This window comes from Cobetia sp. 29-18-1 (genome assembly GCF_029846405.1).
Lineage (GTDB): Bacteria > Pseudomonadota > Gammaproteobacteria > Pseudomonadales > Halomonadaceae > Cobetia > Cobetia amphilecti.
Window position 1 is genome coordinate 46450 of sequence record NZ_JARWKS010000014.1, and the last position, 21140, is coordinate 67589.

Annotated in this window: 19 protein-coding genes; 15 read left to right on the top strand and 4 right to left on the bottom strand. The window is 63.2% G+C overall.

Annotated elements, in window-relative coordinates; genetic code table 11:
* The first annotated feature begins 11 nt into the window (after positions 1-11).
* The 15 genes from miaA to QD208_RS11890 all read left to right on the top strand — a co-directional run bounded on the left by miaA (position 12) and on the right by QD208_RS11890 (position 16895).
* Positions 12-995: a tRNA (adenosine(37)-N6)-dimethylallyltransferase MiaA gene (miaA, locus tag QD208_RS11820; RefSeq protein ID WP_279836910.1), complete on the top strand. Its 984-nt coding sequence runs from the start codon at positions 12-14 to the stop codon at positions 993-995.
* Between the two features lie 114 nt (positions 996-1109).
* Entirely contained in the window at positions 1110-1358 is a 249-nt protein-coding gene (gene hfq / locus QD208_RS11825) for an RNA chaperone Hfq (RefSeq protein ID WP_043335203.1), read from the top strand.
* Between the two features lie 15 nt (positions 1359-1373).
* Positions 1374-2744 (top strand): ribosome rescue GTPase HflX, encoded by a 1371-nt coding sequence (gene hflX / locus QD208_RS11830; RefSeq protein WP_279836911.1) that lies wholly within the window; start codon positions 1374-1376, stop codon positions 2742-2744.
* 388 nt (positions 2745-3132) lie between these two features.
* The gene (gene hflK / locus QD208_RS11835) at positions 3133-4353 is read left to right on the top strand and encodes an FtsH protease activity modulator HflK (protein WP_043335204.1); all 1221 of its coding nucleotides are present in this window, start codon (positions 3133-3135) and stop codon (positions 4351-4353) included.
* The gene (hflC, locus tag QD208_RS11840; RefSeq protein WP_043335206.1) at positions 4353-5234 is read left to right on the top strand and encodes a protease modulator HflC; all 882 of its coding nucleotides are present in this window, start codon (positions 4353-4355) and stop codon (positions 5232-5234) included. The genes hflK and hflC overlap by 1 nt, the downstream gene beginning before the upstream one ends.
* A 348-nt stretch (positions 5235-5582) precedes the next feature.
* Entirely contained in the window at positions 5583-6767 is a 1185-nt protein-coding gene (locus QD208_RS11845) for an ATP phosphoribosyltransferase regulatory subunit (RefSeq protein ID WP_131431591.1), read from the top strand.
* 174 nt (positions 6768-6941) lie between these two features.
* Positions 6942-8237 (top strand): adenylosuccinate synthase, encoded by a 1296-nt coding sequence (locus QD208_RS11850; RefSeq protein WP_043335209.1) that lies wholly within the window; start codon positions 6942-6944, stop codon positions 8235-8237.
* A 404-nt stretch (positions 8238-8641) separates the two neighbouring features.
* Positions 8642-9148, top strand: coding sequence for an SUF system Fe-S cluster assembly regulator (locus tag QD208_RS11855; protein WP_279831138.1), 507 nt, complete (start codon positions 8642-8644; stop codon positions 9146-9148).
* Positions 9149-9283: 135 nt separating this feature from the next.
* Entirely contained in the window at positions 9284-10726 is a 1443-nt protein-coding gene (sufB, locus tag QD208_RS11860) for a Fe-S cluster assembly protein SufB (RefSeq protein ID WP_054557094.1), read from the top strand.
* Positions 10727-10800: 74 nt separating this feature from the next.
* A complete protein-coding gene (gene sufC, locus QD208_RS11865; protein ID WP_043335213.1) occupies positions 10801-11550 on the top strand; it encodes a Fe-S cluster assembly ATPase SufC in 750 nt (249 codons plus the stop codon).
* Positions 11550-12962, top strand: a complete 1413-nt coding sequence (gene sufD / locus QD208_RS11870; RefSeq protein WP_052384761.1) for a Fe-S cluster assembly protein SufD — start codon at positions 11550-11552, stop codon at positions 12960-12962. The genes sufC and sufD overlap by 1 nt, the downstream gene beginning before the upstream one ends.
* The gene (locus QD208_RS11875) at positions 12959-14203 is read left to right on the top strand and encodes a cysteine desulfurase (RefSeq protein WP_175089755.1); all 1245 of its coding nucleotides are present in this window, start codon (positions 12959-12961) and stop codon (positions 14201-14203) included. Before sufD ends, QD208_RS11875 begins: the two co-directional genes overlap by 4 nt.
* 166 nt (positions 14204-14369) lie before the next feature.
* Positions 14370-14945 carry a putative Fe-S cluster assembly protein SufT gene (sufT, locus tag QD208_RS11880; protein ID WP_043335218.1) on the top strand — a complete coding sequence of 192 codons (576 nt, stop codon included), beginning with the start codon at positions 14370-14372 and terminating at the stop codon, positions 14943-14945.
* A 255-nt stretch (positions 14946-15200) separates the two neighbouring features.
* Positions 15201-15806, top strand: a complete 606-nt coding sequence (locus QD208_RS11885) for a YceI family protein (protein ID WP_153635363.1) — start codon at positions 15201-15203, stop codon at positions 15804-15806.
* 138 nt (positions 15807-15944) lie between these two features.
* Complete coding sequence (locus tag QD208_RS11890; protein WP_279836912.1) at positions 15945-16895, top strand: ElyC/SanA/YdcF family protein; 951 nt, start codon at positions 15945-15947, stop codon at positions 16893-16895.
* A gap of 105 nt (positions 16896-17000) precedes the next feature.
* On the opposite strand, the gene QD208_RS11895 is transcribed toward QD208_RS11890, so the two are convergent.
* From QD208_RS11895 to QD208_RS11910, 4 genes are all read right to left on the bottom strand, one after another.
* Positions 17001-17459: a hypothetical protein gene (locus tag QD208_RS11895; RefSeq protein WP_043335223.1), complete on the bottom strand. Its 459-nt coding sequence runs from the start codon at positions 17457-17459 to the stop codon at positions 17001-17003.
* 299 nt (positions 17460-17758) lie between these two features.
* Positions 17759-18667: a 30S ribosomal protein S6--L-glutamate ligase gene (gene rimK, locus QD208_RS11900; RefSeq protein ID WP_043335225.1), complete on the bottom strand. Its 909-nt coding sequence runs from the start codon at positions 18665-18667 to the stop codon at positions 17759-17761.
* Positions 18668-18864: 197 nt separating this feature from the next.
* Positions 18865-19374, bottom strand: coding sequence for a RimK/LysX family protein (locus QD208_RS11905; protein ID WP_082388802.1), 510 nt, complete (start codon positions 19372-19374; stop codon positions 18865-18867).
* A 500-nt stretch (positions 19375-19874) separates the two neighbouring features.
* Entirely contained in the window at positions 19875-20999 is a 1125-nt protein-coding gene (locus QD208_RS11910; protein WP_279836913.1) for a DUF3549 family protein, read from the bottom strand.
* Positions 21000-21140 lie beyond the last annotated feature (141 nt).

A 21140-nucleotide genomic window follows, 5' to 3' on the forward strand; every position in this document is an offset into this window, starting at 1 on the left:
GACAATAGGCCATGACCCAGATTCAACCCCCTGAAGATTCCCGATACCACGCGCCTGAGGTGGCTGACAAGCCGCCTGTCGTGTTGTTGATGGGGCCGACGGCCTCCGGCAAGACCGACCTCGCCATTCGCTGGCACGAGGAGCAGGGCGCGGAGCTGGTCAGTGTCGATTCGGCGCTGATCTATCGCGGCATGGATATCGGCACGGCCAAGCCGAGCGCGGCAGAGCTGGCCCGAGCGCCACACCGCCTGATCGACTTTCTCGACCCGCTGGAGAGCTATTCCGCCGCCGAGTTTCGTCGCGATGCGCTGGCGCATATCGCCGAGATCCAGTCCCGCGGCAAGATGCCGCTGCTGGTCGGTGGCACCATGATGTATTTCAAGCGTCTGCTGGAAGGCGTGGCGGAGCTGCCGGCAGCGGATGCCGAGCTGCGCGCGGAGCTCGAGGCGCGTATCCAGTCCGAGGGTCTGCCGGCGCTGCATGCGCAGCTGGCGCGGCTTGATCCGGCCACGGCACAGCGCATTCGGGCCACCGACCCTCAGCGGCTGACACGCGCGCTGGAGGTCTGTCTGATCAGCGGGCGCCCGATGAGCGAGCTGCTCGCGGAGCAGCCAGAGGCGGAACTTCCGTTCCGGCCGATAGCGATCGCACTGGCGCCCCACGATAGAGCCGTGTTACATGAACGTATCGAGACGCGTTTTGATCAGATGTTGGAACAGGGCTTCATTGCCGAGGTCGAAGCGCTGAAGGCACGTCCGGAGCTGCATGCGGGCCTGCCCTCGATACGTTGTGTCGGCTACCGTCAGGTGTGGGATTTTCTCGATGGCCATCTGAGCCGGGATGAGATGCGCGAACGCGGCATCATCGCGACGCGTCAACTCGCCAAGCGACAGTTGACCTGGTTGCGGAGCTGGCAGGGGATTCACCCGGTGGATTCCATGGGTGTAGATCCTTACAGTGAAACCTTGAAAATCGTGCGCCAGACCTGCACTTAGCGTAACATGAGCGGTCACGACCCGCGCCCGTGAAGCCCCCTCAAGAGGGCAACCCGGAGCGCTGGCGAACATAACCATACTTACCTCGAACGAGACATTTTTACGGAGAGTCACATGTCCAAAGGTCAATCACTCCAGGACCCGTACCTGAACATCCTGCGCAAGGAACGTATCCCGGTCTCGATCTTCCTGGTCAACGGCATCAAGCTGCAGGGCCAGATCGAATCCTTCGATCAGTTCGTGATCCTGCTGCGCAATACTGTCTCCCAGATGGTTTACAAGCACGCTATCTCGACCGTGGTGCCGTCGCGCAATGTGCGCCTGCCGGCCCAGGATCCGAGCGTGCCGTCCACAGAAAGCTGAAGTTAGAGGCGCTGATTGTTCTTCGAACGACCCGAAGCCGGTGAAACGGCCGTCCTGGTGCATGTCAATTTCCGGGACGAAAAAGAACGCGAGGATGCCGGTGAGCTCCTCGAACTCGTACGTTCGGCAGGCGCCGTGCCGGCGACCCTCATCGAGGGTAGCCGGCCCCGCCCCGACTCCCGTACGTTCATCGGAGAAGGCAAGCTTGAGGAAGTGCAAGAGGCCCTGGCCGTGCACGAAGCCGAGCTGGTCATTTTCAACCATTCATTGAGTCCTTCCCAGCAGCGTAACCTCGAAGCCACGCTCAAGTGTCGCGTCATCGACCGTACCGGTCTGATTCTCGACATCTTTGCCCAGCGTGCGCGGACCCATGAGGGCAAGCTGCAGGTGGAACTCGCACAGCTCGAGTACATGTCCACCCGCCTGGTGCGGGGTTGGACCCACCTTGAGCGTCAGAAAGGCGGTATCGGTCTGCGAGGCCCGGGGGAAACCCAGCTCGAGACTGACCGTCGCCTGTTGCGCGCCCGCATCAAGTCGATCCACAAGCGACTCGAGAAGGTGCACAAGCAGCGCGATCAGAACCGCCGTGCGCGTGCGCGTGCCGAGATCCCGAGTCTGTCGCTGGTCGGCTATACCAACGCCGGCAAGTCGACGCTGTTCAACGCGCTGACCACCTCCGAGGTGTACGCCGCCGATCAGCTGTTCGCGACGCTGGACCCGACGCTGCGTCGTCTGGAGCTCGAGGATGTCGGTCCGGCAGTCCTGGCCGATACCGTCGGCTTCATTCGTCATCTACCGCACAAGCTGGTGGAAGCCTTCCAGGCGACCCTGCAGGAAGCGGCGGAAGCGGATCTGCTGGTACATGTCATCGACGCTGCAGATCCGGAGAATGACCGCAATACCGAGCAGGTCAATCACGTCCTGAGCGAGATCGATGCCGGTGATGTGCCGCGTCTGTTGGTCATGAACAAGATCGACCGACTCGACATGGCGCCGCGCATCGAGCGTGATGGCTTCGGTCGTCCGCTGGCGGTGTGGCTGTCGGCACGCGACGGCAAGGGGCTGGATCTGCTGATGCAGGCCTTCGCCGAGCTGCTGTCCGACAACGTCATCTCCATGCAGCTGACGCTGGGGCCTGAGAAGTCCCGTCTGCGGGCAGGCCTGCATGAGCTGGACGCGGTCAAGGACGAGCAATATGACGAGCAGGGCAATGCGCTGCTGGACATTCGTCTCGAGAAACGCGACTTTCTGCAGTTGTTGTCGCATCTTGGTGAATCGCCTGAAGATTATCTCGGCGGTGAGCATGACGACCGCGAAGCCTGGCAGCGTGAGCTGTCCGCCGAACGCGCGGAAAAGCATCGCGTGTCGGTCACGCACAAGTCCTGATACCGTCTGGTAACGAGACTTGTGCCGGTGCGCTGCGCAGCAGCTCGATGAGAAGTGGCGAACGACGCAGCATCGCACCGTTGTCGCAACGCAGTGGCAAGCATTACCCGGCATCCATCGCCGCGCACGAATGACGATGGATGCCCTCGCGCAGGGCATGACCTGCGCGTCAGAGCAGCGGGCATTCAGCAGGATTGGCTGGATGCCGTCCGACGGACGATGGCCGTCGGGCAGGGCCATGGCCTTCTCCCGCAAGGGACGCGTCGCCATGCCGTACGAGAGAATCGGTCGCCGGAGGCCATCAGGCTCAAGGCACGGAACCGGTCGCAGCTGGCAGGGCGGCGTCATCATAATGACGAGCGGAACATCGACTGAGTGGAGACGACGTATGGCTTGGAATGAGCCGGGTGGCGGCAACCAGCATGACCCGTGGAGCGGCGGTGGTCGCAACGGGGACAAGAAGGGGGGCGGGGGTAACGGCGGTGGCAATGGTGGACCGCCCGACCTCGACGAAGCGCTGAAGAAATTCCAGGACAAGCTCAACGGCATGCTCGGCAATGGCCGCAAGCGTCGTGGCGGTGCCGGTGGCAATGGCGGCAACGGTGGCAGCACCAATGCCTTCGCACTGCCGGGTATCATCGGTGTCATCCTGGTCGCCATCTGGGCGGCTTCCGGTTTCTATCTGGTCGATCAGTCAGAGCGTGGCGTCGTGCTGCGTTTCGGCAAGTACAACGACATCGTCGGTCCGGGCCTGCACTGGAATCCGCCGATCATCGACGACGTGCGTGAGGTCAACGTCACCAAGGTGCGTTCGCTCTCCCAGACCAAGTCGATGCTGACTCAGGACGAGAACATCGTCGAAGTCCAGATGTCCGTGCAGTATCAGGTGTCCAACCCGCGTGACTTCCTGCTCAACGTCCGTGCGCCCGAGATCAGTCTCGAGAACGCCATGGACTCTGCGCTGCGTCACGAAGTCGGCAGTGCCGACATGAACGACATCCTGACCTCCGGTCGTGAACTGCTGGCCAGCAACGTCAAGTCGCGCCTGCAGTCCTATCTGGACAATTACGGTGTCGGCCTGACGCTGCAGACCATCAACGTCGAGTCCACTTCTGCGCCGGCAGCGGTCCAGGACTCCTTCGATGACGTCATCAAGGCGCGTGAGGATCGTCAGCGCACGATCAACCAGGCACTGGCCTACGAGAACTCGATTCTCCCGGAAGCCCAGGGTCAGGCGCAGCGCATCATCGAGGAAGCCGAGGGTTACAAGGAGTCCGTGGTCGCGAAGTCCCAGGGTGAGGCCAACCGCTTCACGTCCCTGCTGACCGAGTACCAGAAGGCGCCGGAAATCATCCGCGAGCGCATGTATCTGGAAACCATGGGCGAAGTGCTCGGCAAGACCAACAAGGTGCTGGTGGATGTCGAGAACGGCAATTCCCTCATGTACCTGCCGTTGGACAAGCTGGCCAACAAGTCCAGTGCTGCCGCCGAAGACAGCAGTGGCATGAGTCGTAGCGAGCTGGACCGTGTGTCCCGACAGGCGAGTGATGCCCTGAGCCGCAGCCAGAGCACTGACAGCAGCAACAGCATCCGTCGGGAGGGTCGTTAATGATCAACAATCGCTCACTGATGGCCGTCGCCGGTCTGGCCGTAGTGGCCTGGCTTGGTAGCAACAGCCTCTACACGGTTGATGAGACCCAGCGCGCCATCAAGCTCAAGTTTGGTGAAGTGGTGGAAGACAACATCCAGCCCGGCCTGCATTTCAAGCTGCCGGTCTACAACACGATCCGTACCTTCGATACGCGCGTGTTGACGCTGGATGCCCAGGCAAGCCGTTATCTGACCCGCGAGAAGAAGGCCGTCATCGTTGATTCCTTCGTCAAGTGGAAGATCGTCGATCCGAAGCGCTATTACGAAGCGACCTCCGGCGACGAGCAGATGGCCGAGCGCCTGATCGCGCCGCGTGTCGACGAGAGTCTGCGTAACGAGTTCGGCAAGCTCGAACTGGTGCAGATCATCTCCGAGCAGCGTGACGCGCTGATGAAGAAGCCCACCGAAGAGCTCGACGAGGTGATGCGCAAGGAACTGGGGGTGTCGATTCTCGATATCCGCGTCAAGCGTATCGACCTGCCGGACGAAGTCTCCCAGGCGGTCTACGAGCGCATGAAGACCGAGCGTCAGCGTGAGGCACGTGAGTATCGTGCCCAGGGTCAGGAGCAGGCCGAGAAGATCCAGGCCAATGCCGATCGTCGCCGTTCCGTCCTGCTCGCGCAGGCCGAAGAGCAGGCGCAGACCCTGCGCGGTGAGGGCGATGCCTCCGCCGCCGCCATCTATGCCGGTGCCTACGGGGCGGATACCGAGTTCTTCCGCTTCTACCGCTCACTGCAGGCCTATCGCGACAGCTTCAAGGGCGATGGCAACATGATGGTCATGCAGCCGGACAGCGAGTTCTTCCGCTTCTTCAAGGACCCGCAGGGTGGTAGCAAGTAAGCAGCATCATCAAGCCCGAAGGCTTGCTTTCGGGGATGTTGCGCGCGGCCTCTGGCAGCATCAGAGGCCGCGCAGTGGATGAACGTCGCTCGAGAGGTTCGCGGGGTTCATCCCACAAGGATTCATGCTAGACTCCTGCAACCGGGCACCGCCCGGTTTTTTTGTGGCCGCTTTTCATGCACAGGCGCAAGGCCGACAGGAAAGCGTCGAGCAGGACCTTGCTTCACGGGTCTCGGTCGGCTGCTGTGAAATCCCCCGCAGGCGTCGCGTTTGTCACGCACGCCAGCCGGGTGAATTTCCTCGCGTCACGAGTCACCCCTTGTCATAAATCTCTCGCAGGATAGCGCAATGACCATCGCAGATCGCTGGCTCCTCCCGGATGGCATGGATGAGGTATTGCCCCCTCAGGCAACCCGTATGGAGGCGCTGCGCCGCGCGCTGCTCGACCTCTATCATCGCTTCGGCTATGACCTGGTGCTGCCGCCGCCCGTCGAATTTCTCGATTCGCTGCTGACCGGCACCGGTACCGAGCTTGATCTGCAGACCTTCAAGCTGACCGACCAGATGACCGGTCGCATGATGGGCGCCAGCGCCGACGTCACCCCGCAGGTGGCGCGCATGGATGCTCACTCCCTGCACCGCGAAGGTCCGGTACGTCTGTGCTACTGCGCCAACGTGCTGCGCACCAAGGCGGACAAGCACCAGGGCGGTCGCAGCCCGGTGCAGGTCGGTGCTGAGCTGTTCGGTCACGCCGGCCTCGAGGCCGACCACGAGATCCTGCACCTGGCACTGACCAGTCTCGAGCAGGCCGGCGCCGGTGAACTGCATCTGGCACTGGGCCATATCGGCATCTATCGTGCCTTGATCGCCGAAGCCGGCATGAATGACGAGCACGAGCGTGAGCTGTTCGCCGCCATCGAGCGTAAACAGTATTCCGCTCTCGATGCATTGATCGATCGCGTGGTGGGTGACAAGGTAGTGGCGGGCATGCTCAAGGCGCTGCCGCACCTGCACGGTGATGACGAGATTCTTGCCCAGGCGCGTACCGCCTTCGCCGGCGCACCTGCGGCAGTCGCCAGCGCTCTGGATCAGCTGACGGCGCTGAGCTGCGCGGTCCGCGAGCGTCATCCGCAGGTCACGCTCTATTTCGATCTCGCCGAGCTGCGCGGTTACGAGTATCACACCGGCATGGTGTTCGCGGCCTACGTCCCGGGTTACGGTCAGGCGCTGGCCAAGGGTGGCCGCTACGACGATACTGGACGTGCCTTCGGTCGTGCGCGTCCTGCCACCGGCTTCTCGATGGACCTCAAGCAACTGGCCTCGCTGGCCGTGCAGGCTCCGGCCTGCGACGGCATCTGGGCGCCGGCACTCAACGACAGCGCGCTGCGTGAGTGTGTCGACCAGCTGCGTGCCGCTGGCGAGCGTGTCATCGAAGCGCTGCCGGGCCAGACCACCGGCGCGGATGCACACCGTTGCAACCGTGAGCTGGTCAATGGCGACGGCGGCTGGCAGGTCGTCACACTCGATGCCTGAGCTTGTATGACTGAGCTTGAATGATTGAGCTTCGGTGATCCGAGAGCGATGGCAGCGAGTGACAGATAGCAGAACAGCTGGGGCCACTGGGTCCCGAGGTGCAGCTGCCGACAGGGCAGCTGCACTTGTGAGTGGGTTTTCACCGACGGTTATTCACCGAAAGAGATAGGAACCATGGGCAAGAATGTAGTCGTGCTCGGCACCCAATGGGGTGATGAAGGCAAGGGCAAGGTCGTCGACCTGCTGACCGAATCCGCCAGCGCCGTCGTGCGTTTCCAGGGTGGCCACAATGCGGGTCACACCCTGGTGCTGGACGGCAAGAAGACCGTCCTCCACCTGATCCCGTCCGGCATCCTCCACCCGGGCAAGACCTGCGTCATCGGCAACGGTGTCGTGCTGTCTCCGGAAGCGCTGATCAAGGAAATCCGTGAGCTTGAAGCCAACGACGTGCCGGTGCGTGATCGCCTGCGCCTATCGCCGGCCTGCCCGCTGATCCTGTCCTACCACGTGCGTCTGGACCAGGCGCGCGAGAAGGCCCGTGGCGTCGCCAAGATCGGTACTACCGGTCGCGGCATCGGCCCGGCCTACGAAGACAAGGTCGCGCGTCGTGGCCTGCGTCTGGGTGACATGCTCCACCGTGAGCGTTTCGCCTCCAAGCTGGGCGAAGTGCTGGATTACCACAACTTCGTGCTGCAGCACTATCACGGTGAAGCGCCGGTCGACTTCCAGCAGGTGCTGGACGAAGCCATGGAAATGGCCGAAGAGCTGCGCCCGATGGTCTGCGACACCGTGGATCTGGTCCACTCCGTGCGCAAGGCCAACGAGAACATCCTCTTCGAAGGTGCTCAGGGCTCACTGCTCGACATCGACCACGGTACCTACCCGTACGTCACCAGCTCCAACACCACTGCCGGCGGCACCGCCACCGGTTCCGGCGTCGGCCCGCTGTATCTCGACTACGTGCTGGGCATCACCAAGGCCTACACCACGCGTGTCGGCTCCGGTCCGTTCCCGACCGAGCTGTTCGATGAGTTCGGCCGTCACCTGGCCGAGCGTGGCCACGAATTCGGTGCCACCACCGGTCGTGCGCGTCGTTGTGGTTGGTTCGATGCCGTCGCTCTGCGTCACGCCGTGCAGATCAACTCGGTCAGCGGCATCTGCCTGACCAAGCTGGACGTGCTGGACGGTCTCGAGAACATCCGTGTCTGCATCGGCTATCGCAGCAAGGATGGCGACGTGCTGGACAACCCGGTGGATTCCGAAGGCTACGAAGCCATCGAACCGCTGTACCAGGACCTGCCGGGCTGGAGCGATTCCACCATCGGCGTGCGCGAAGTCGACAAGCTGCCGGCCAACGCCCGCGCTTACATCAGCTTCCTGGAAGAGCAGGTCGGCGTGCCGATCGACATCATCTCCACTGGCCCGGACCGCAACGAGACCATCGTGCTGCGCAACCCGTTCCACGGCTGATCATCACGCATGGCTCACATGAGCCTTGCATGACGGCATGATGGCGTGACCAAGACACCCCGTCGGGATTCTCCCGGCGGGGTGTCTTGCGTTGTGGAGGGGGCGCGCATTGTAGAGAGGGCTTGCGTTGTAGAGAGGGCTTGCGTTGTAGAGAGGGTGGGGCAGCCGTCATCGATCTCCCGCTGCGTGCGGGATTGTTGTACAGAGCGCCTGGGGCTTCGGGCGTGGCTGGTAGATATTTTAAATGGGAATGATTGTTATTTTTGTTGTGATCGGCGGCTATCTTGTCGGCAAACTGGTTGCCCAGGTCGCAATTCGACGTTTTCGGTGGGGTCCCCGCTTCACATCGTTCTGATACAGGACTAAAATGGTCCCCAATTAATCTTCCCGTGGTGGAGGCCAGCATGCTGAAGCTTTCCAAGATGACCGATTATGCCGCTGTCGTGATGGCGCGCATCGCCCGCGAGCCGGACTCGGCCCATGCGGCGATCGATCTGGCCGAAAGCGTGCAGCTGCCGCATCCCACCGTGAGCAAGACGCTCAAGGCGCTGGTGCGGGCAGGGCTGCTTGAGTCGCGGCGCGGTGCGCTGGGCGGTTATCGCCTGGCACGCCCGGCCAGTCAGATCACGGCCAGCGACATCATCAGCGCCATCGAAGGTCCGGTGGCCGTGACCGAGTGCAGTCACGCCGACGGCGATTGCGAGCTGGTCAACACCTGCGGGGTGGCCGACAACTGGCAGCGCGTCTCGTACGCCATCAGTGAGCTGCTGGGCAGCGTGACGCTGGCGCATCTGGCGTCATCCGCGCCACTGCGCATGCCGGTGCAACTGCCGATTCAGGCCATCAGCCTGTACGGGGATGACGAACCGCCCCCCGTGGCCAGGGCAGCCAATAGCACTGGCAAACGCTAGAACCGGCAAACGCTGAATCCGTTGCCGCGCGACATACGTCGCCGTGGCAACACGAACATTCGAACTTCGCTGCGATTCGGGCGGGGTGATCAGGCATCTGAACAGACCCGGAGCTCTCCGGGAGAGGAGACCAGCATGGCGAGCCAGGAGATGGAGCAGCTTGTACAGCGCGAGTACAAGCAGGGCTTCGTGACCGATATCGAGAGCGACACCATTCCGCCGGGACTGGATGAAAGCGTGATTCGCTTCATCTCGGCCAAGAAGGGTGAGCCGGAGTGGATGCTGGAGTGGCGTCTGGATGCATATCAGCAGTGGCTGAAGATGAAGGCGCCGTCCTGGGCCCACCTGGATTATCCGGAGATCGACTACCAGGCGATTTCCTACTTCAGCGCCCCGAAGAAGCCGGAAGACCGCCCGCAGAGTCTGGATGAGGTCGACCCCAAGCTGCTCGAGACCTACGAGAAGCTGGGTATCCCGCTGCACGAGCGTGCCGCACTGGCGGGTGTCGCGGTCGACGCGGTCTTCGACTCCGTGTCCGTGACCACCACCTTCAAGAAGGAGCTGTCCGAGGCGGGCGTCATCTTCTGCTCCATCTCGGAAGCCATCCAGGACTACCCGGAGCTGATCAAGCAGTATCTCGGTACCGTGGTGCCCAAGGCAGACAACTACTTCACCGCGCTGAACGCGGCCGTCTTCACCGATGGTTCCTTCGTGTTCGTGCCGGAAGGCGTCACCTGCCCGATGGAGCTTTCCACCTACTTCCGCATCAACGCCGCCAACACCGGCCAGTTCGAGCGCACCCTGATCATCTGCGAGAAGCAGGCTCAGGTCTCGTATCTGGAAGGCTGTACCGCGCCGCAGCGTGATGACAACCAGCTGCACGCCGCCGTGGTCGAGCTGGTGGCACTGGAAGACGCCTACATCAAGTACTCCACCGTCCAGAACTGGTATCCGGGCGATGAAGACGGCAAGGGTGGCATCTACAACTTCGTCACCAAGCGTGCCGACTGCCGTGGTGACCGCTCCAAGGTCTCCTGGACCCAGGTCGAGACCGGCTCCGCGATCACCTGGAAGTACCCGTCGTGCATCCTGCGTGGCAAGGACAGTGTCGGGGAGTTCTACTCCGTCGCCGTCACCAATGGCCGTCAGCAGGCGGACACCGGTACCAAGATGATCCACATCGGTGAGGGCACCAAGTCCACCATCGTCTCCAAGGGCATCTCGGCCGGTAATTCCGAGCAGTCCTATCGTGGTCTGGTCAAGATAGGCCCGCGGGCCAAGGGCGCGCGCAACTTCACCCAGTGTGACTCGCTGTTGATCGGCGACCGCTGTGGTGCGCACACCTTCCCGTATCAGGAAATCGGCAACGCGACGGCTACCGTCGAGCACGAGGCGACGACCTCCAAGATCGGCGAAGATCAGCTGTTCTACTGCCGTCAGCGCGGCATCAGCGAGGAAGATGCGGTCAACATGATCGTCAATGGCTTCTGCAAGGACGTCTTCCAGGAGCTGCCGATGGAGTTCGCCGTCGAGGCCGAGGCGCTGCTCAACGTCACCCTTGAAGGCGCCGTCGGCTGATCCCGCCGTCCCTTTCGCATTCACCCCATTCTTGAGGGCCGCTCGCGGGCGGCCTGTCAGCAAAAGGTATCAACATGCTCGTAGTCAAAGATCTGCACGTTTCGGTGGAAGGCAAGGAAATCCTCAAGGGTCTCGATCTGACCATCAACAAGGGTGAAGTCCACGCCATCATGGGCCCGAACGGCGCAGGCAAGTCCACGCTGTCTTCCGTGATCGCCGGCAAGGACGGCTATGAAGTGACCTCGGGCACCATTACCTATGAAGGTGAGGATGTGCTGGAGATGGAAGTCGAAGAGCGTGCGCGTGCCGGCATGCTGCTGGGCTTCCAGTACCCGGTGGAAATCCCGGGGGTCAAGAACGTCTACCTGCTCAAGGCGGCGCTGAATGCCAAGCGTGAAGCCGAAGGCCTGGGCGAGATTCCGGCCCCGGAATTCATGAAGCTGATCCGCGAGAAGCTGGCCTTCATGCAGATGGACGCCAGCTTCCTGCAGCGCGCCGTCAACGAAGGCTTCTCCGGCGGTGAGAAGAAGCGCAACGAGATCCTGCAGATGCTGGTGCTGGAACCGAAGCTCGCCATGCTCGACGAGATCGACTCCGGCCTCGACATCGATGCTCTCAAGGTCGTCGCCAAGGGTGTCAACTCGCTGCGCAACGAAGACCGCGCCGTGCTGATGGTCACCCACTACCAGCGTCTGCTCGAGCACATCGTGCCGGACCAGATCCACGTGCTGATGGATGGCCGCATCGTCAAGTCCGGCGACAAGTCGCTGGCACTCGAACTCGAAGCCCAGGGCTATGACTGGCTGCAGGAGGAAACCGCGTAATGACAGCACTTGCTACCGCGTCCGTCCCCGGCAGCGAAGCCTTCGCCAGCGAATTCGCTGCCCGCAAGGCTCGCTTTGCGGCTGATCCGAGCTGGATGGCCGCCCGCCGTCAGGCCGGCATCGCCCGCTTTGAAGCCCTCGGCCTGCCGACCCGCAAGGTCGAGGCCTGGAAGTACACCGACACCCAGGCACTGGGGCGTCAGCAATATCGTCTCGCCGACGATGCAAGCCTCGCGCCGGCCGTGAAGGATGCGCTGGCTCTCGACGTCGACGCCTACCGTCTGGTGTTCGTCGATGGCCTCTACAATGCCGAGCTGTCCGATGTGGCAGGCCTGCCCGACACCGTGCGTGTCGTGCCGCTGTCTGACGCCATCGTCAATCAGCCGGAAGTCATCGGTGGCTCGCTGAACCGCCTGACCGGCATCGATTTCACGCCCTTCGTGGCGCTGAACTCCGCCTTCACCGAAGAGGGTGCGGTGATTCAGGTCGGCCCGCGCACGGTGCTCGACAAGCCGGTCTACGTGCTGTTCCTGTCGCGTGCCGCCGTCGAAGGCCAGCCCGTGACCATGAGCCACCCGCGTCTGCTGGTGCAGCTGGGCAGCCGCGCCGAAGCCAGCGTGATCGAGCATCACATCGGTGAAAGCGGCGCGACCAACTTCACCAACATGGTCAGCGAAGTGATGCTGGAGCGCGGCGCCGTGCTCAATCATTACAAGCTGGGCGAAGCCGCCACCGGCGAGACGCATATCGCCTCGCTGCAGGTCGAGCAGCCGCGTGACAGCCAGTATCGCTCCATCAACCTGAACACCGGTGGTGGTCTGGTGCGCAACGACATCGTCTGCGACCTGAACGGCAACAACGCCCATGCACGTCTCGATGGCCTGTTCTTCGGTCGTGATCGCCAGCACGTGGACACCCACTCGCTGGTCAATCACAACGAGGCACTGACGTTCTCCGACGAGAACTACAAGGGCATCCTGGCCGACCGCGCCCGCGGCGTCTTCAATGGCCGCGTGCTGGTCAAGCGCGACAGCCAGCAGATCGAGGCGCATCAGAACAACGCCAACCTGCTGCTGTCGGACCGCGCCGAGATCAACACCAAGCCGGAACTCGAGATCTACGCCGACGACGTCAAGTGCTCCCACGGCACCACGACCGGTCAGCTCGACGAGACCGCCGTGTTCGCGCTGCGCGCCCGTGGCATCGATGAGCAGACCGCCCGTGGCCTTTTGACCCTGGCCTTCGCCAACGAAGTCATGACCGGTCTGGGCATCGACGCCATCGCCGAGCGCATCGAGCGCAGTGTCGCGGGACGCCTGCCGTCACGCTTCCACCTCGATGAGCTGGTCGATCTCAGCGTCGAGCTGGGCGGTGGCGCCGTGGCGGTGGCACGTGATGAGGACTTTGCATGAGCGCACTCGACAACCTGATGCTCGACGTCGTGCGGGTACGCGAGGATTTTCCGATCCTCGAGCGTCGCGTGCATGGTGATGTGCCGCTGATCTATCTGGACAGCGCCGCCACCAGCCAGACGCCGACCGCCGTCATCGACGCGATGAGCGACTATTATCGCAAGACCAATGCCAACATCCACCGCGGCCTGCATACCCTGGCGGATGAGGCGACGGCGGCCTTCGAAGGTACGCGTGAGAAGGTGCGCAGCTTCATCAATGCGCGTCTGACGCGGGAAGTTATCTTCACGCGTGGCACCACCGAGGCGATCAATCTGGTCGCCAACAGCTGGGGGGCCAACTGGCTGAATGCCGGCGATGAAGTGCTGATCTCGGTGATGGAGCATCACGCCAACATCGTGCCGTGGCAGCTTCTGGCCGAGCGTCTCGATATCGTCATCAAGGTCATCCCGTGTGACGACGATGGCGTGCTCGACATGGCGGCCTACCGCGACCTGCTGGGCGAGAAGACGCGTCTGGTCTGCGTCAATCAGGTCTCCAACGCCCTGGGCAGCATCAACCCGGTGGCCGAGATGGCGAAGCTGGCGCACGCTCACGACGCGCTGATTCTGGTCGATGGCGCCCAGGCGGTACCGCATCAGCAGGTCGATGTGCGCGAGATCGATGCTGACTTCTATGTCTTCTCGGGCCACAAGATGTACGGCCCGACCGGCATCGGTGTGCTCTACGGCAAGGAAGCGCTGCTGGAGGCGATGCCGCCGTGGCAGGGTGGCGGTGAGATGATCCGCACGGTGTCGTTCGAGAATGGCACCCTGTTCGCGGACCTGCCGCACAAGTTCGAGGCCGGCACGCCGCCCATCGCCGAGGTCATCGGACTGGGCAAGGCCATCGACTGGCTGGGCTGCACCCACATGGCGCTGATCACGCGCTGGGAACAGCAGCTGATGCGCCATGCCAGCGAGCGCATGCGCGAAGTGGACGGCCTGCGCATCATCGGCAACTCGCCCGACAAGGCGGGCGCGATCTCCTTCGTGGTCGATGGTGCCCACGCCCAGGATATCGGTCTGCTGATCGACCAGCTGGGGGTCGCCATCCGTACCGGCCACCACTGCGCGCAGCCGGTGCTGCGTCGCTTCGGTGTCGACGCCACCTGTCGGGCCTCCTTCGCGGCCTACAACACGCCGGAAGAGATCGACATGTTCGTCGATGCCCTGCAGCGTGTGCTGACCATGGTGCGCTGAGCACCACCCTGCGGTGGCCCTGACGGGCGCTGATCAATGAGGCTCGCGCATGGCGGGCCTCATTGGTATCGGCACTTGCCAGGGGATGTTGTCACCCGCACGTCTTGAGTGAACCAACAGAATTCACGATCCGCATGCCTGTCATGCGGCTCGGCAAGGAGAGGGCATGAGCCACACTGAAGACCAGCTGGCCAGCCTCGGCAAGGGCCAGAAGATGCCGTTGCAGCGGGACGTGGAGGGCATCTCGGTACCGTTCGGCAAGTCGGTGACCCTGCACGAGGACTCGGTGGTCGAAGTCATGCAGGCCAAGGGCGGCACCGTCAGCGTTGCCTTCGAGGGTCGCATGTACCTGATCGAGAGCTTCAGCCTCGATGCGCTGGGGCTGGACGCCGTGCCGCGTCCGCATCTGCCGGCCGGCCAGAGCGATGCCGATATCGAGGCCTTCGTCTGGGCCCAGCTGCGCACCTGCTTCGACCCCGAGATCCCGGTCGACATCGTCGAGCTGGGGCTGGTCTATGGCTGTCGTATCGACACCCTGATCAGCGGCGAGAAGATGGTCAATCTCAAGATGACGTTGACCGCGCCGGGCTGCGGCATGGGCAACGTCATCGCCGAGGATGCCAAGCGCAAGATTCTCGGCGCCGAGGATGTCTCCAAGGTCCACGTCGAGATCGTGTTCTCGCCTGCCTGGTCGCGCGAGATGATGAGTGAGGATGCCCGCCTGGAACTGGGCATGTTCTGAACATCATCAGCGCCCCTTAGTCGTCTGCTGTTGTCGCCCTTTATTGTCTGCGGCCCCCTGGAGGCCTTGCATGGCCGTCAGTCGCAGTATCACTTGGGTGAGATGCAGCAAACGCAACCGGATGGGCGGGAACCTCTCGTCCATCCGGCTATCCAATTCACGTTGCTGAGCGTCCGGGCAAGTTGCTGCCTCGGGCCGCGTCGGCACGTCCGTTTGACGGTTTCCCGTATCACCTGCCTCAAGGAAGACTCCCCAATGCGATTCCAGACTGCGCTGCGCACCCTGACCGCCACCCTGATCCTGAGTACCGCTGCCAGCGCGCAGGCCGCCTGGAAGCTGGATGGCGACGTCTCACAGCTGAGCTTCCAGACCACCAAGATGGCCAAGTCGGGCGCCAGCACCGTCGAGACGGATGCTTTCACCTCCTGGCGGGCGCGCGTCAATGACGCCGGCCAGCTGTCGGTGGAGATCGACCTCGACTCCGCCAGTACCGGCATCGACATTCGTGACCAGCGCGTCAGCGAGAAGCTGTTCGAGTCCGGCACCTATCCGTTGGCCGTGATGACCGCCAGTCTCGACATGCCGACCCTCAAGGTGATGGAGCCGGGTGATACTCAGAAAGTGGATGTCGAAGGCCAGCTGACGCTGCACGACAACACCCAGAACCTGCCGATGAGCCTGCAGGTGACGCGCCTGCGCGGCGATCGCTGGCTGGTGCAGACCCTCACGCCTGTGATGGTCGACGCTGAGCAGTTCGCGCTGGTCGATGGCATTCGCACCCTGCGTGACCTGGCCGGGCTTGGCAACATCGCGACCCAGGTGCCGGTCAACGTCAAGGCCGTGATGGTGCAGGAAGACTGAGCGGAGTCACCCGCATGCGTGGCCGGGGAACAGTCAGTGCTGGCAGAGCCTCGGCCGCTTGGGTAGGCTGGGCGCTCATGCCTGCACGATGTGACGGTAACGGCAGGAAAGACAGGCAGGGATGGGCGTGAGGAAGAGATGCAGCGAGTGATCATGCGGGCTGGCTGGACCATCGTCGGTCTGCTGGCCGCCGGTGCAATGACGGTGGTCGGGCTCAACCTCTGGGTCGTGATGGCAACGCACGATCGCATTGCCACGTCACCGCTGACCTGTCAGAGCCGTGAGGTGGGGATCGTGTTCGGCACCTCCCACGGCCTGGTGGGCGGGGGCAGCAATCCGCACTATCAGGCGCGCCTCGATACCGCCGCCCAGCTCTACCGCCTGCGCCGCGTCTCCAACCTGCTGCTCTCGGGAGACAACCGCACGCGTTACTACAATGAGCCGATGACCATGTGGCGTGATCTGCGAGCGCGCAACGTGCCGCAGGAGTTCATGACGCTCGATTACGCGGGCTTCTCCACCTTCGATACCCTCGTACGAGCGCACAAGGTCTTCGGTGTCGACGAGGCGGTGCTGGTCACCCAGCCGTGGCATTTGCCACGTGCGCTGTTCATCGCCGATGCGCTGGGCCTGGAGGCGGTGGGCTGTCCGGCCATCTCCGAGCGCCAGCCGCCGGGGCTCAAGCTGATGCTGCGCGAGTGGCTGGCCCGTGCGGCGACAGTGGGTGATCTCTACCTGTGGGGGCGCAAGCCGCGCTTCCTCGGACCGCAGGAGTCGCTGCCGACGCCGGTGTTGTCATCGCACTCATCTTCGCAGCCCTCAGCATCTCACTCCTCAGACAAGCACGTGATGTCGCCGGCGGAGGGCTCCGTGACAGCCGGAGCAGGGCAGCAGGCCGCTGTCAGTCGTGATATGGCGGATGGAGTGGAAGTGGCGAATGGAGTGGATGTGACGGATGAAGAGAACGCTGCCGACACGCCGGACCCGCATGCCCTCGCGCGTCAGGCGCAGGCAAGCCTGCTGGCCAGTCTGCCCAGGGTGAAGCAGGCATTGCTCCAGTGGCTGCCTGTCAGGTCTGATACGAACTAGCCGCGCACTGGTCTCGCCAGACGCACAGGGTCAATACGAAGACGCCCCGCACTTCCTTTGGAAGGCGGGGCGTCTTGCGTTCACGGCCTGGCGGCGGGCAGGTGGCTAGCCGGCGCGGCGGCGGGCGGCCTGACCTGTCTGGTGACGGTACAGCTCGCGAATCAGATGGCGGCAGTTGTGGAAGATGCCTTCCAGTACCTTTTCCATGCTGTCAGGCAGCGGATGCGTAAAGGCGGTCGAGCAGGCCTGCATCAGGACGCGTTCCTGTTCGAGCAACTCGTTGATCAGCACCTGATTGTCATTGCCGACGATGCTCTTCAGGCGACTCCACAGCCACATGTAGTCATCGCGCTCGACATCGGCGTCGCGCGGCATCAGGCTCAGATGCTTGCGTGTCTCGACTTCCAGGGCCTGTTTGAGCTCGACACGGCTCGCATAGAAGGGCTCGAAGGCCTTCAGGAGCGCGGGACGCAGCCGTTCGGCGTTATCCTCGAAATAATCAAGACTGTCTGCCAGGGCTTCCTGGACGCTATCCATCGCCACCTGGCGATTGTCGAGAAACATGGGCGGTCACCTCCTCCGTCAGAAGAGATTGTGCGGGTGAAAACAGTGTTTTTCTACCCCTGAAGGGCAGAAAGTCAGGATATTTATTCCCGCACTGTCAATCCCTGCAGTTTACGACAATACAATGACGTTCTGGTGACGATCATCGTTGCCTTTCAGGCGCTGTCCTTGCCCTGTTTCCATCGCTCACGCTTGTACACGCGCGGCCATCTGACCCAGAAACGCCAAGGGTGCAGTCATGACGACCTGCACCCTTGATCAAGCGTTGCGCAGTAGCCTCAGCCCTCAGCCCTCAGCCCTCAGCCCTTGGGCTTGGGCGGAATCTTCTTGGCCGGCGCGGCGGACTTGGCGATGTGATCGATGATCAGGCCGGCGATGTCCTTGCCGGTGGCCGTCTCGATGCCCTGCAGGCCCGGCGAGGAGTTCACTTCCATGATCACCGGGCCATGATTGGCGCGCAGCAGGTCGACACCGGCGACGGACAGGCCCATGGCCTTGGCGGCGCGGATGGCGGTGGAGCGCTCTTCCGGCGTGATGCGGATCTCGCTCGCGGTGCCGCCACGGTGCAGGTTGGAGCGGAACTCGCCATCGGCCGCCTGACGCTTCATTGACGCCACCACCTTGTCACCCACCACCAGGCAGCGGATGTCGGCGCCACGCGCTTCCTTGATGTATTCCTGCACCATGATGTTGGCTTTCATGCCCATGAAGGCCTGGATCACGCTCTCGGCGGCCTGGTTGGTCTCGGCGAGTACCACGCCGATGCCCTGGGTGCCTTCCAGCAGCTTGATGACCAGCGGCGCGCCCTTGACCATGGTGATCAGGTCGGGGATGTCATCCGGCGAATGCGCGAAGCCGGTGACCGGCAGGCCCAGCCCCTTGCGCGACAGCAGCTGCAGGGAGCGCAGTTTGTCGCGTGAGCGGGAGATGGCCACGGAATCATTGACCACGTAGGTGCCCATCATCTCGAACTGACGCAGCACGGCGCAGCCATAGAAGGTGACGGAGGCACCGATGCGCGGCACGACGGCATCGAAGTGCTCGATCTCGGCACCCTTGTAATGGATGGAGGGGCGGTGCGAGGCGATGTTCATGTAGCAACGCAGCGTGTCCACCACGCGCGCGGTGTGGCCACGTGCCTCGGCGGCCTCGATCAGGCGACGGGTGGAGTAGAGGCGTGAGTTACGCGACAGGATACCGATATGCATGAAATCCTCCGGAGCCGAATGGGCCAGACAGAGATAGGAATGAATCAGAAGAAGACTGACGTGATGCCCGTCATGAGGCGTGGTATTCGCCGGTGAAGCCTTTGTCGAATCGAGGCGTCACGTGATGCAGATGGCAGCGGGGCCAGCGTCTTGAGGCGAGATGCCGAGGCATGCCGCCGCGCGCCTGGCTGGTGCCGTCAGGGTTCACCGTGCAGATAGGCGGCGCCCGGTGCGACCAGCAGACGACGCAGGGCACGGCGCCCCAGCAGAATGGGGTGACGCATCTGGGAGCGGTCCACCAGCGTCATGTCGATATCGTAGTCGAGCCCGGCCAGCTTCATGCGCGAGCGAATCGCGTAGCGCCATTCGGCCTGACCATTGGATGAGCGCACGCGGCGGCGATCATGCACCGGCGTCTCGACCGTATGCGGCGGGGAGTCGCTACCGCCGGTCCGGGTGATGAAGCGAACCCACAGATCATCGTTGTGTTCGAAGACCTCGATGCTCTCGGCATGCAGCGCACTGGAATGCGCACCGGTGTCGATCTTGGCATTGAGGTGCAGCTTGAGCTCCGGCAGCTCGATCAGTTCACGCCGACCCACCACGCCGCGCGGACGAAAGCCCAGCAGGTCATGATTCAGTGTCTTGAGATCGAGGGGCGGTGCCTTGTCGATGTGATGACGCGAAGTGTTCTTGTGATGCGACATGTTTCATCCTGAATCAGAGGGCGTGAGCGAAGCGGGCAGCGGCTCACGGCATGAAGACACCGGGCAGGCGCGGCACAGCATAATGTGCGTTGCCGGCATGGCGGGGTAATGGCCAGGCGGGCGCGCAGCATAGTCACTTAACGTACTGACAGCAATCCTTGCTGAAGCCTCTTTTTTCGCGTCACGAATCGGGGATGACGGTGGCGGTGACAACGCCCGGCAAAACCGCCCCGGGCACGCGGTCATGGCACGCGGTCATGGCGCGCTTTCATCGCCGCCGGACGCCTCGCTTGCGGGCGCTGGGCAAGTCACCCACGGCCACAGGCGCGGGTGACGTCGTGCCGGTGGCGCGTTGCCGCGCGCCCTGTTCACCGGTGCCGATCAGCCCCGATTCCATGCCTTGAGCAAGTGTCCGATCGAGTGTCTGTTCAAGTGTCCGATCAAGTGTCGTGGGTTATGCGCATGATCTCAAGCACTGTCACCTGTGGGCATGCCCGGCGTCAATGACGCGGGGCAGGATTGCCGGTATCGGCCTGGCGAGTCAGGGCGGCGAGCGCCTGACCCAGCGGGCTGTCCGCGCTTGCATTGCGCAGCGTCATCAGCACCGGCAGACGCAGACGCGGAATCAGGGCGAGGTCGCGGGCCAGGGCAGCGAAGTTGGCCTGCGGGCAGCTGGCCAGGCGGGTCAGGAAGGCCGGCAGACGTTCGGCATCTTCCAGGTGGGCGTAGCCGCGCGCGGCGATCGCGACCAGCACGTCGACATTGACGGCCTCGTCGTCGGCCAGCAGGGCATCGATCCACTCCGCCGCCGCAGGGCGTGGGCTGGCACCGGCAGCCCGCAGGCAGGCGCACAGCGTCTCCAGATCCCCCAGGTCACGTGCAGCCTGACCACGCGCGATCAGGGCGGTGAGCAGCTCGGTCTCGTATTCCTCCGGCAGCTGGCCAGCCAGCTGGGCATGGGCGGGCGGCGCCTGCTCCAGACACAGCGCGATGGCGCGCAGCGGCGTATCCGGCAGGTCAGCCAGACGCTGCACGAAGGCGGCGGCAAGCTCGCCGGACAACTCGCCGCGTCGTGTCAGCACGTCGGCAATGCCCTGCAGGCCCAGTGACGGCCAGTCATCCAGCGGTAGCTGGGCGGTGAGATACTGCTCGGCGAGCTCGTAGTACTGGCTGGCAGGGCGGTCGCAATCGAGACTGGCGCGGGCGTGCAGCATGGCGCGCAGGCTGTCGTCCGGCGTGAAGGCCAGCGGGTTGTCCTGCATCAGGTTGTCGATCTTGCCTGCCTCGGCCTGCTGGAGATCAGGCCGGCCGACGGTCAGCGCCGTCTGACCCAGCGTCGTGATCAGGCGTTCGAGGAAGGCGTCGCGTTGCGCGGGAGACAGACGGCCTTCCTCATCCAGCGGCAGGGCCAGAAACCACACCAGCGGATCGTCGAGCCCGGCCGGACGGAACACGCATGCCAGGCGCGCCTGACCCTTGAAGGGCTGCTCCCACGGCTGCTGTTCGGTCTCGAAGGCCTCGAGTTGCTCAAGACTGAGCGGCGCCAGGGTGCGACCCAGGTGATAAAGGTGCAGCTCGGCGCCGGTGCGTGTGAAGAAGTTGCTCAAGGAAGAGAGAGGGGTCATGAGGCTCACCACGGCTGTGTCTCCGCCACGCCTTGGCTTGGCGTGCGGAAGAACGGAAGAAAAGAGTCTTGTCGAGCATCATTGCCAGGCGTGGCATGTGTCGTTGAGTGACAGCTGCCGGCGCGTGACATGTGCCTGAGC

Excerpts from the sequence above, each read along its gene's own strand:
- QD208_RS11875 (WP_175089755.1), top strand. The coding sequence starts at position 12,959 with ATGAGCGCACTCGACAACCTGATGCTCGACGTCGTGCGGGTACGCGAG.
- QD208_RS11905 (WP_082388802.1), bottom strand. The coding sequence starts at position 19,374 with ATGTCGCATCACAAGAACACTTCGCGTCATCACATCGACAAGGCACCG.
- hfq (WP_043335203.1), top strand. The coding sequence starts at position 1,110 with ATGTCCAAAGGTCAATCACTCCAGGACCCGTACCTGAACATCCTGCGC.
- QD208_RS11885 (WP_153635363.1), top strand. The coding sequence starts at position 15,201 with ATGCGATTCCAGACTGCGCTGCGCACCCTGACCGCCACCCTGATCCTG.
- sufB (WP_054557094.1), top strand. The coding sequence starts at position 9,284 with ATGGCGAGCCAGGAGATGGAGCAGCTTGTACAGCGCGAGTACAAGCAG.
- hflK (WP_043335204.1), top strand. The coding sequence starts at position 3,133 with ATGGCTTGGAATGAGCCGGGTGGCGGCAACCAGCATGACCCGTGGAGC.
- hflC (WP_043335206.1), top strand. The coding sequence starts at position 4,353 with ATGATCAACAATCGCTCACTGATGGCCGTCGCCGGTCTGGCCGTAGTG.
- sufD (WP_052384761.1), top strand. The coding sequence starts at position 11,550 with ATGACAGCACTTGCTACCGCGTCCGTCCCCGGCAGCGAAGCCTTCGCC.
- QD208_RS11890 (WP_279836912.1), top strand. The coding sequence starts at position 15,945 with ATGCAGCGAGTGATCATGCGGGCTGGCTGGACCATCGTCGGTCTGCTG.
- QD208_RS11845 (WP_131431591.1), top strand. The coding sequence starts at position 5,583 with ATGACCATCGCAGATCGCTGGCTCCTCCCGGATGGCATGGATGAGGTA.
- sufC (WP_043335213.1), top strand. The coding sequence starts at position 10,801 with ATGCTCGTAGTCAAAGATCTGCACGTTTCGGTGGAAGGCAAGGAAATC.
- QD208_RS11895 (WP_043335223.1), bottom strand. The coding sequence starts at position 17,459 with ATGTTTCTCGACAATCGCCAGGTGGCGATGGATAGCGTCCAGGAAGCC.
- QD208_RS11855 (WP_279831138.1), top strand. The coding sequence starts at position 8,642 with ATGCTGAAGCTTTCCAAGATGACCGATTATGCCGCTGTCGTGATGGCG.
- QD208_RS11910 (WP_279836913.1), bottom strand. The coding sequence starts at position 20,999 with ATGACCCCTCTCTCTTCCTTGAGCAACTTCTTCACACGCACCGGCGCC.
- miaA (WP_279836910.1), top strand. The coding sequence starts at position 12 with ATGACCCAGATTCAACCCCCTGAAGATTCCCGATACCACGCGCCTGAG.
- QD208_RS11850 (WP_043335209.1), top strand. The coding sequence starts at position 6,942 with ATGGGCAAGAATGTAGTCGTGCTCGGCACCCAATGGGGTGATGAAGGC.
- sufT (WP_043335218.1), top strand. The coding sequence starts at position 14,370 with ATGAGCCACACTGAAGACCAGCTGGCCAGCCTCGGCAAGGGCCAGAAG.
- rimK (WP_043335225.1), bottom strand. The coding sequence starts at position 18,667 with ATGCATATCGGTATCCTGTCGCGTAACTCACGCCTCTACTCCACCCGT.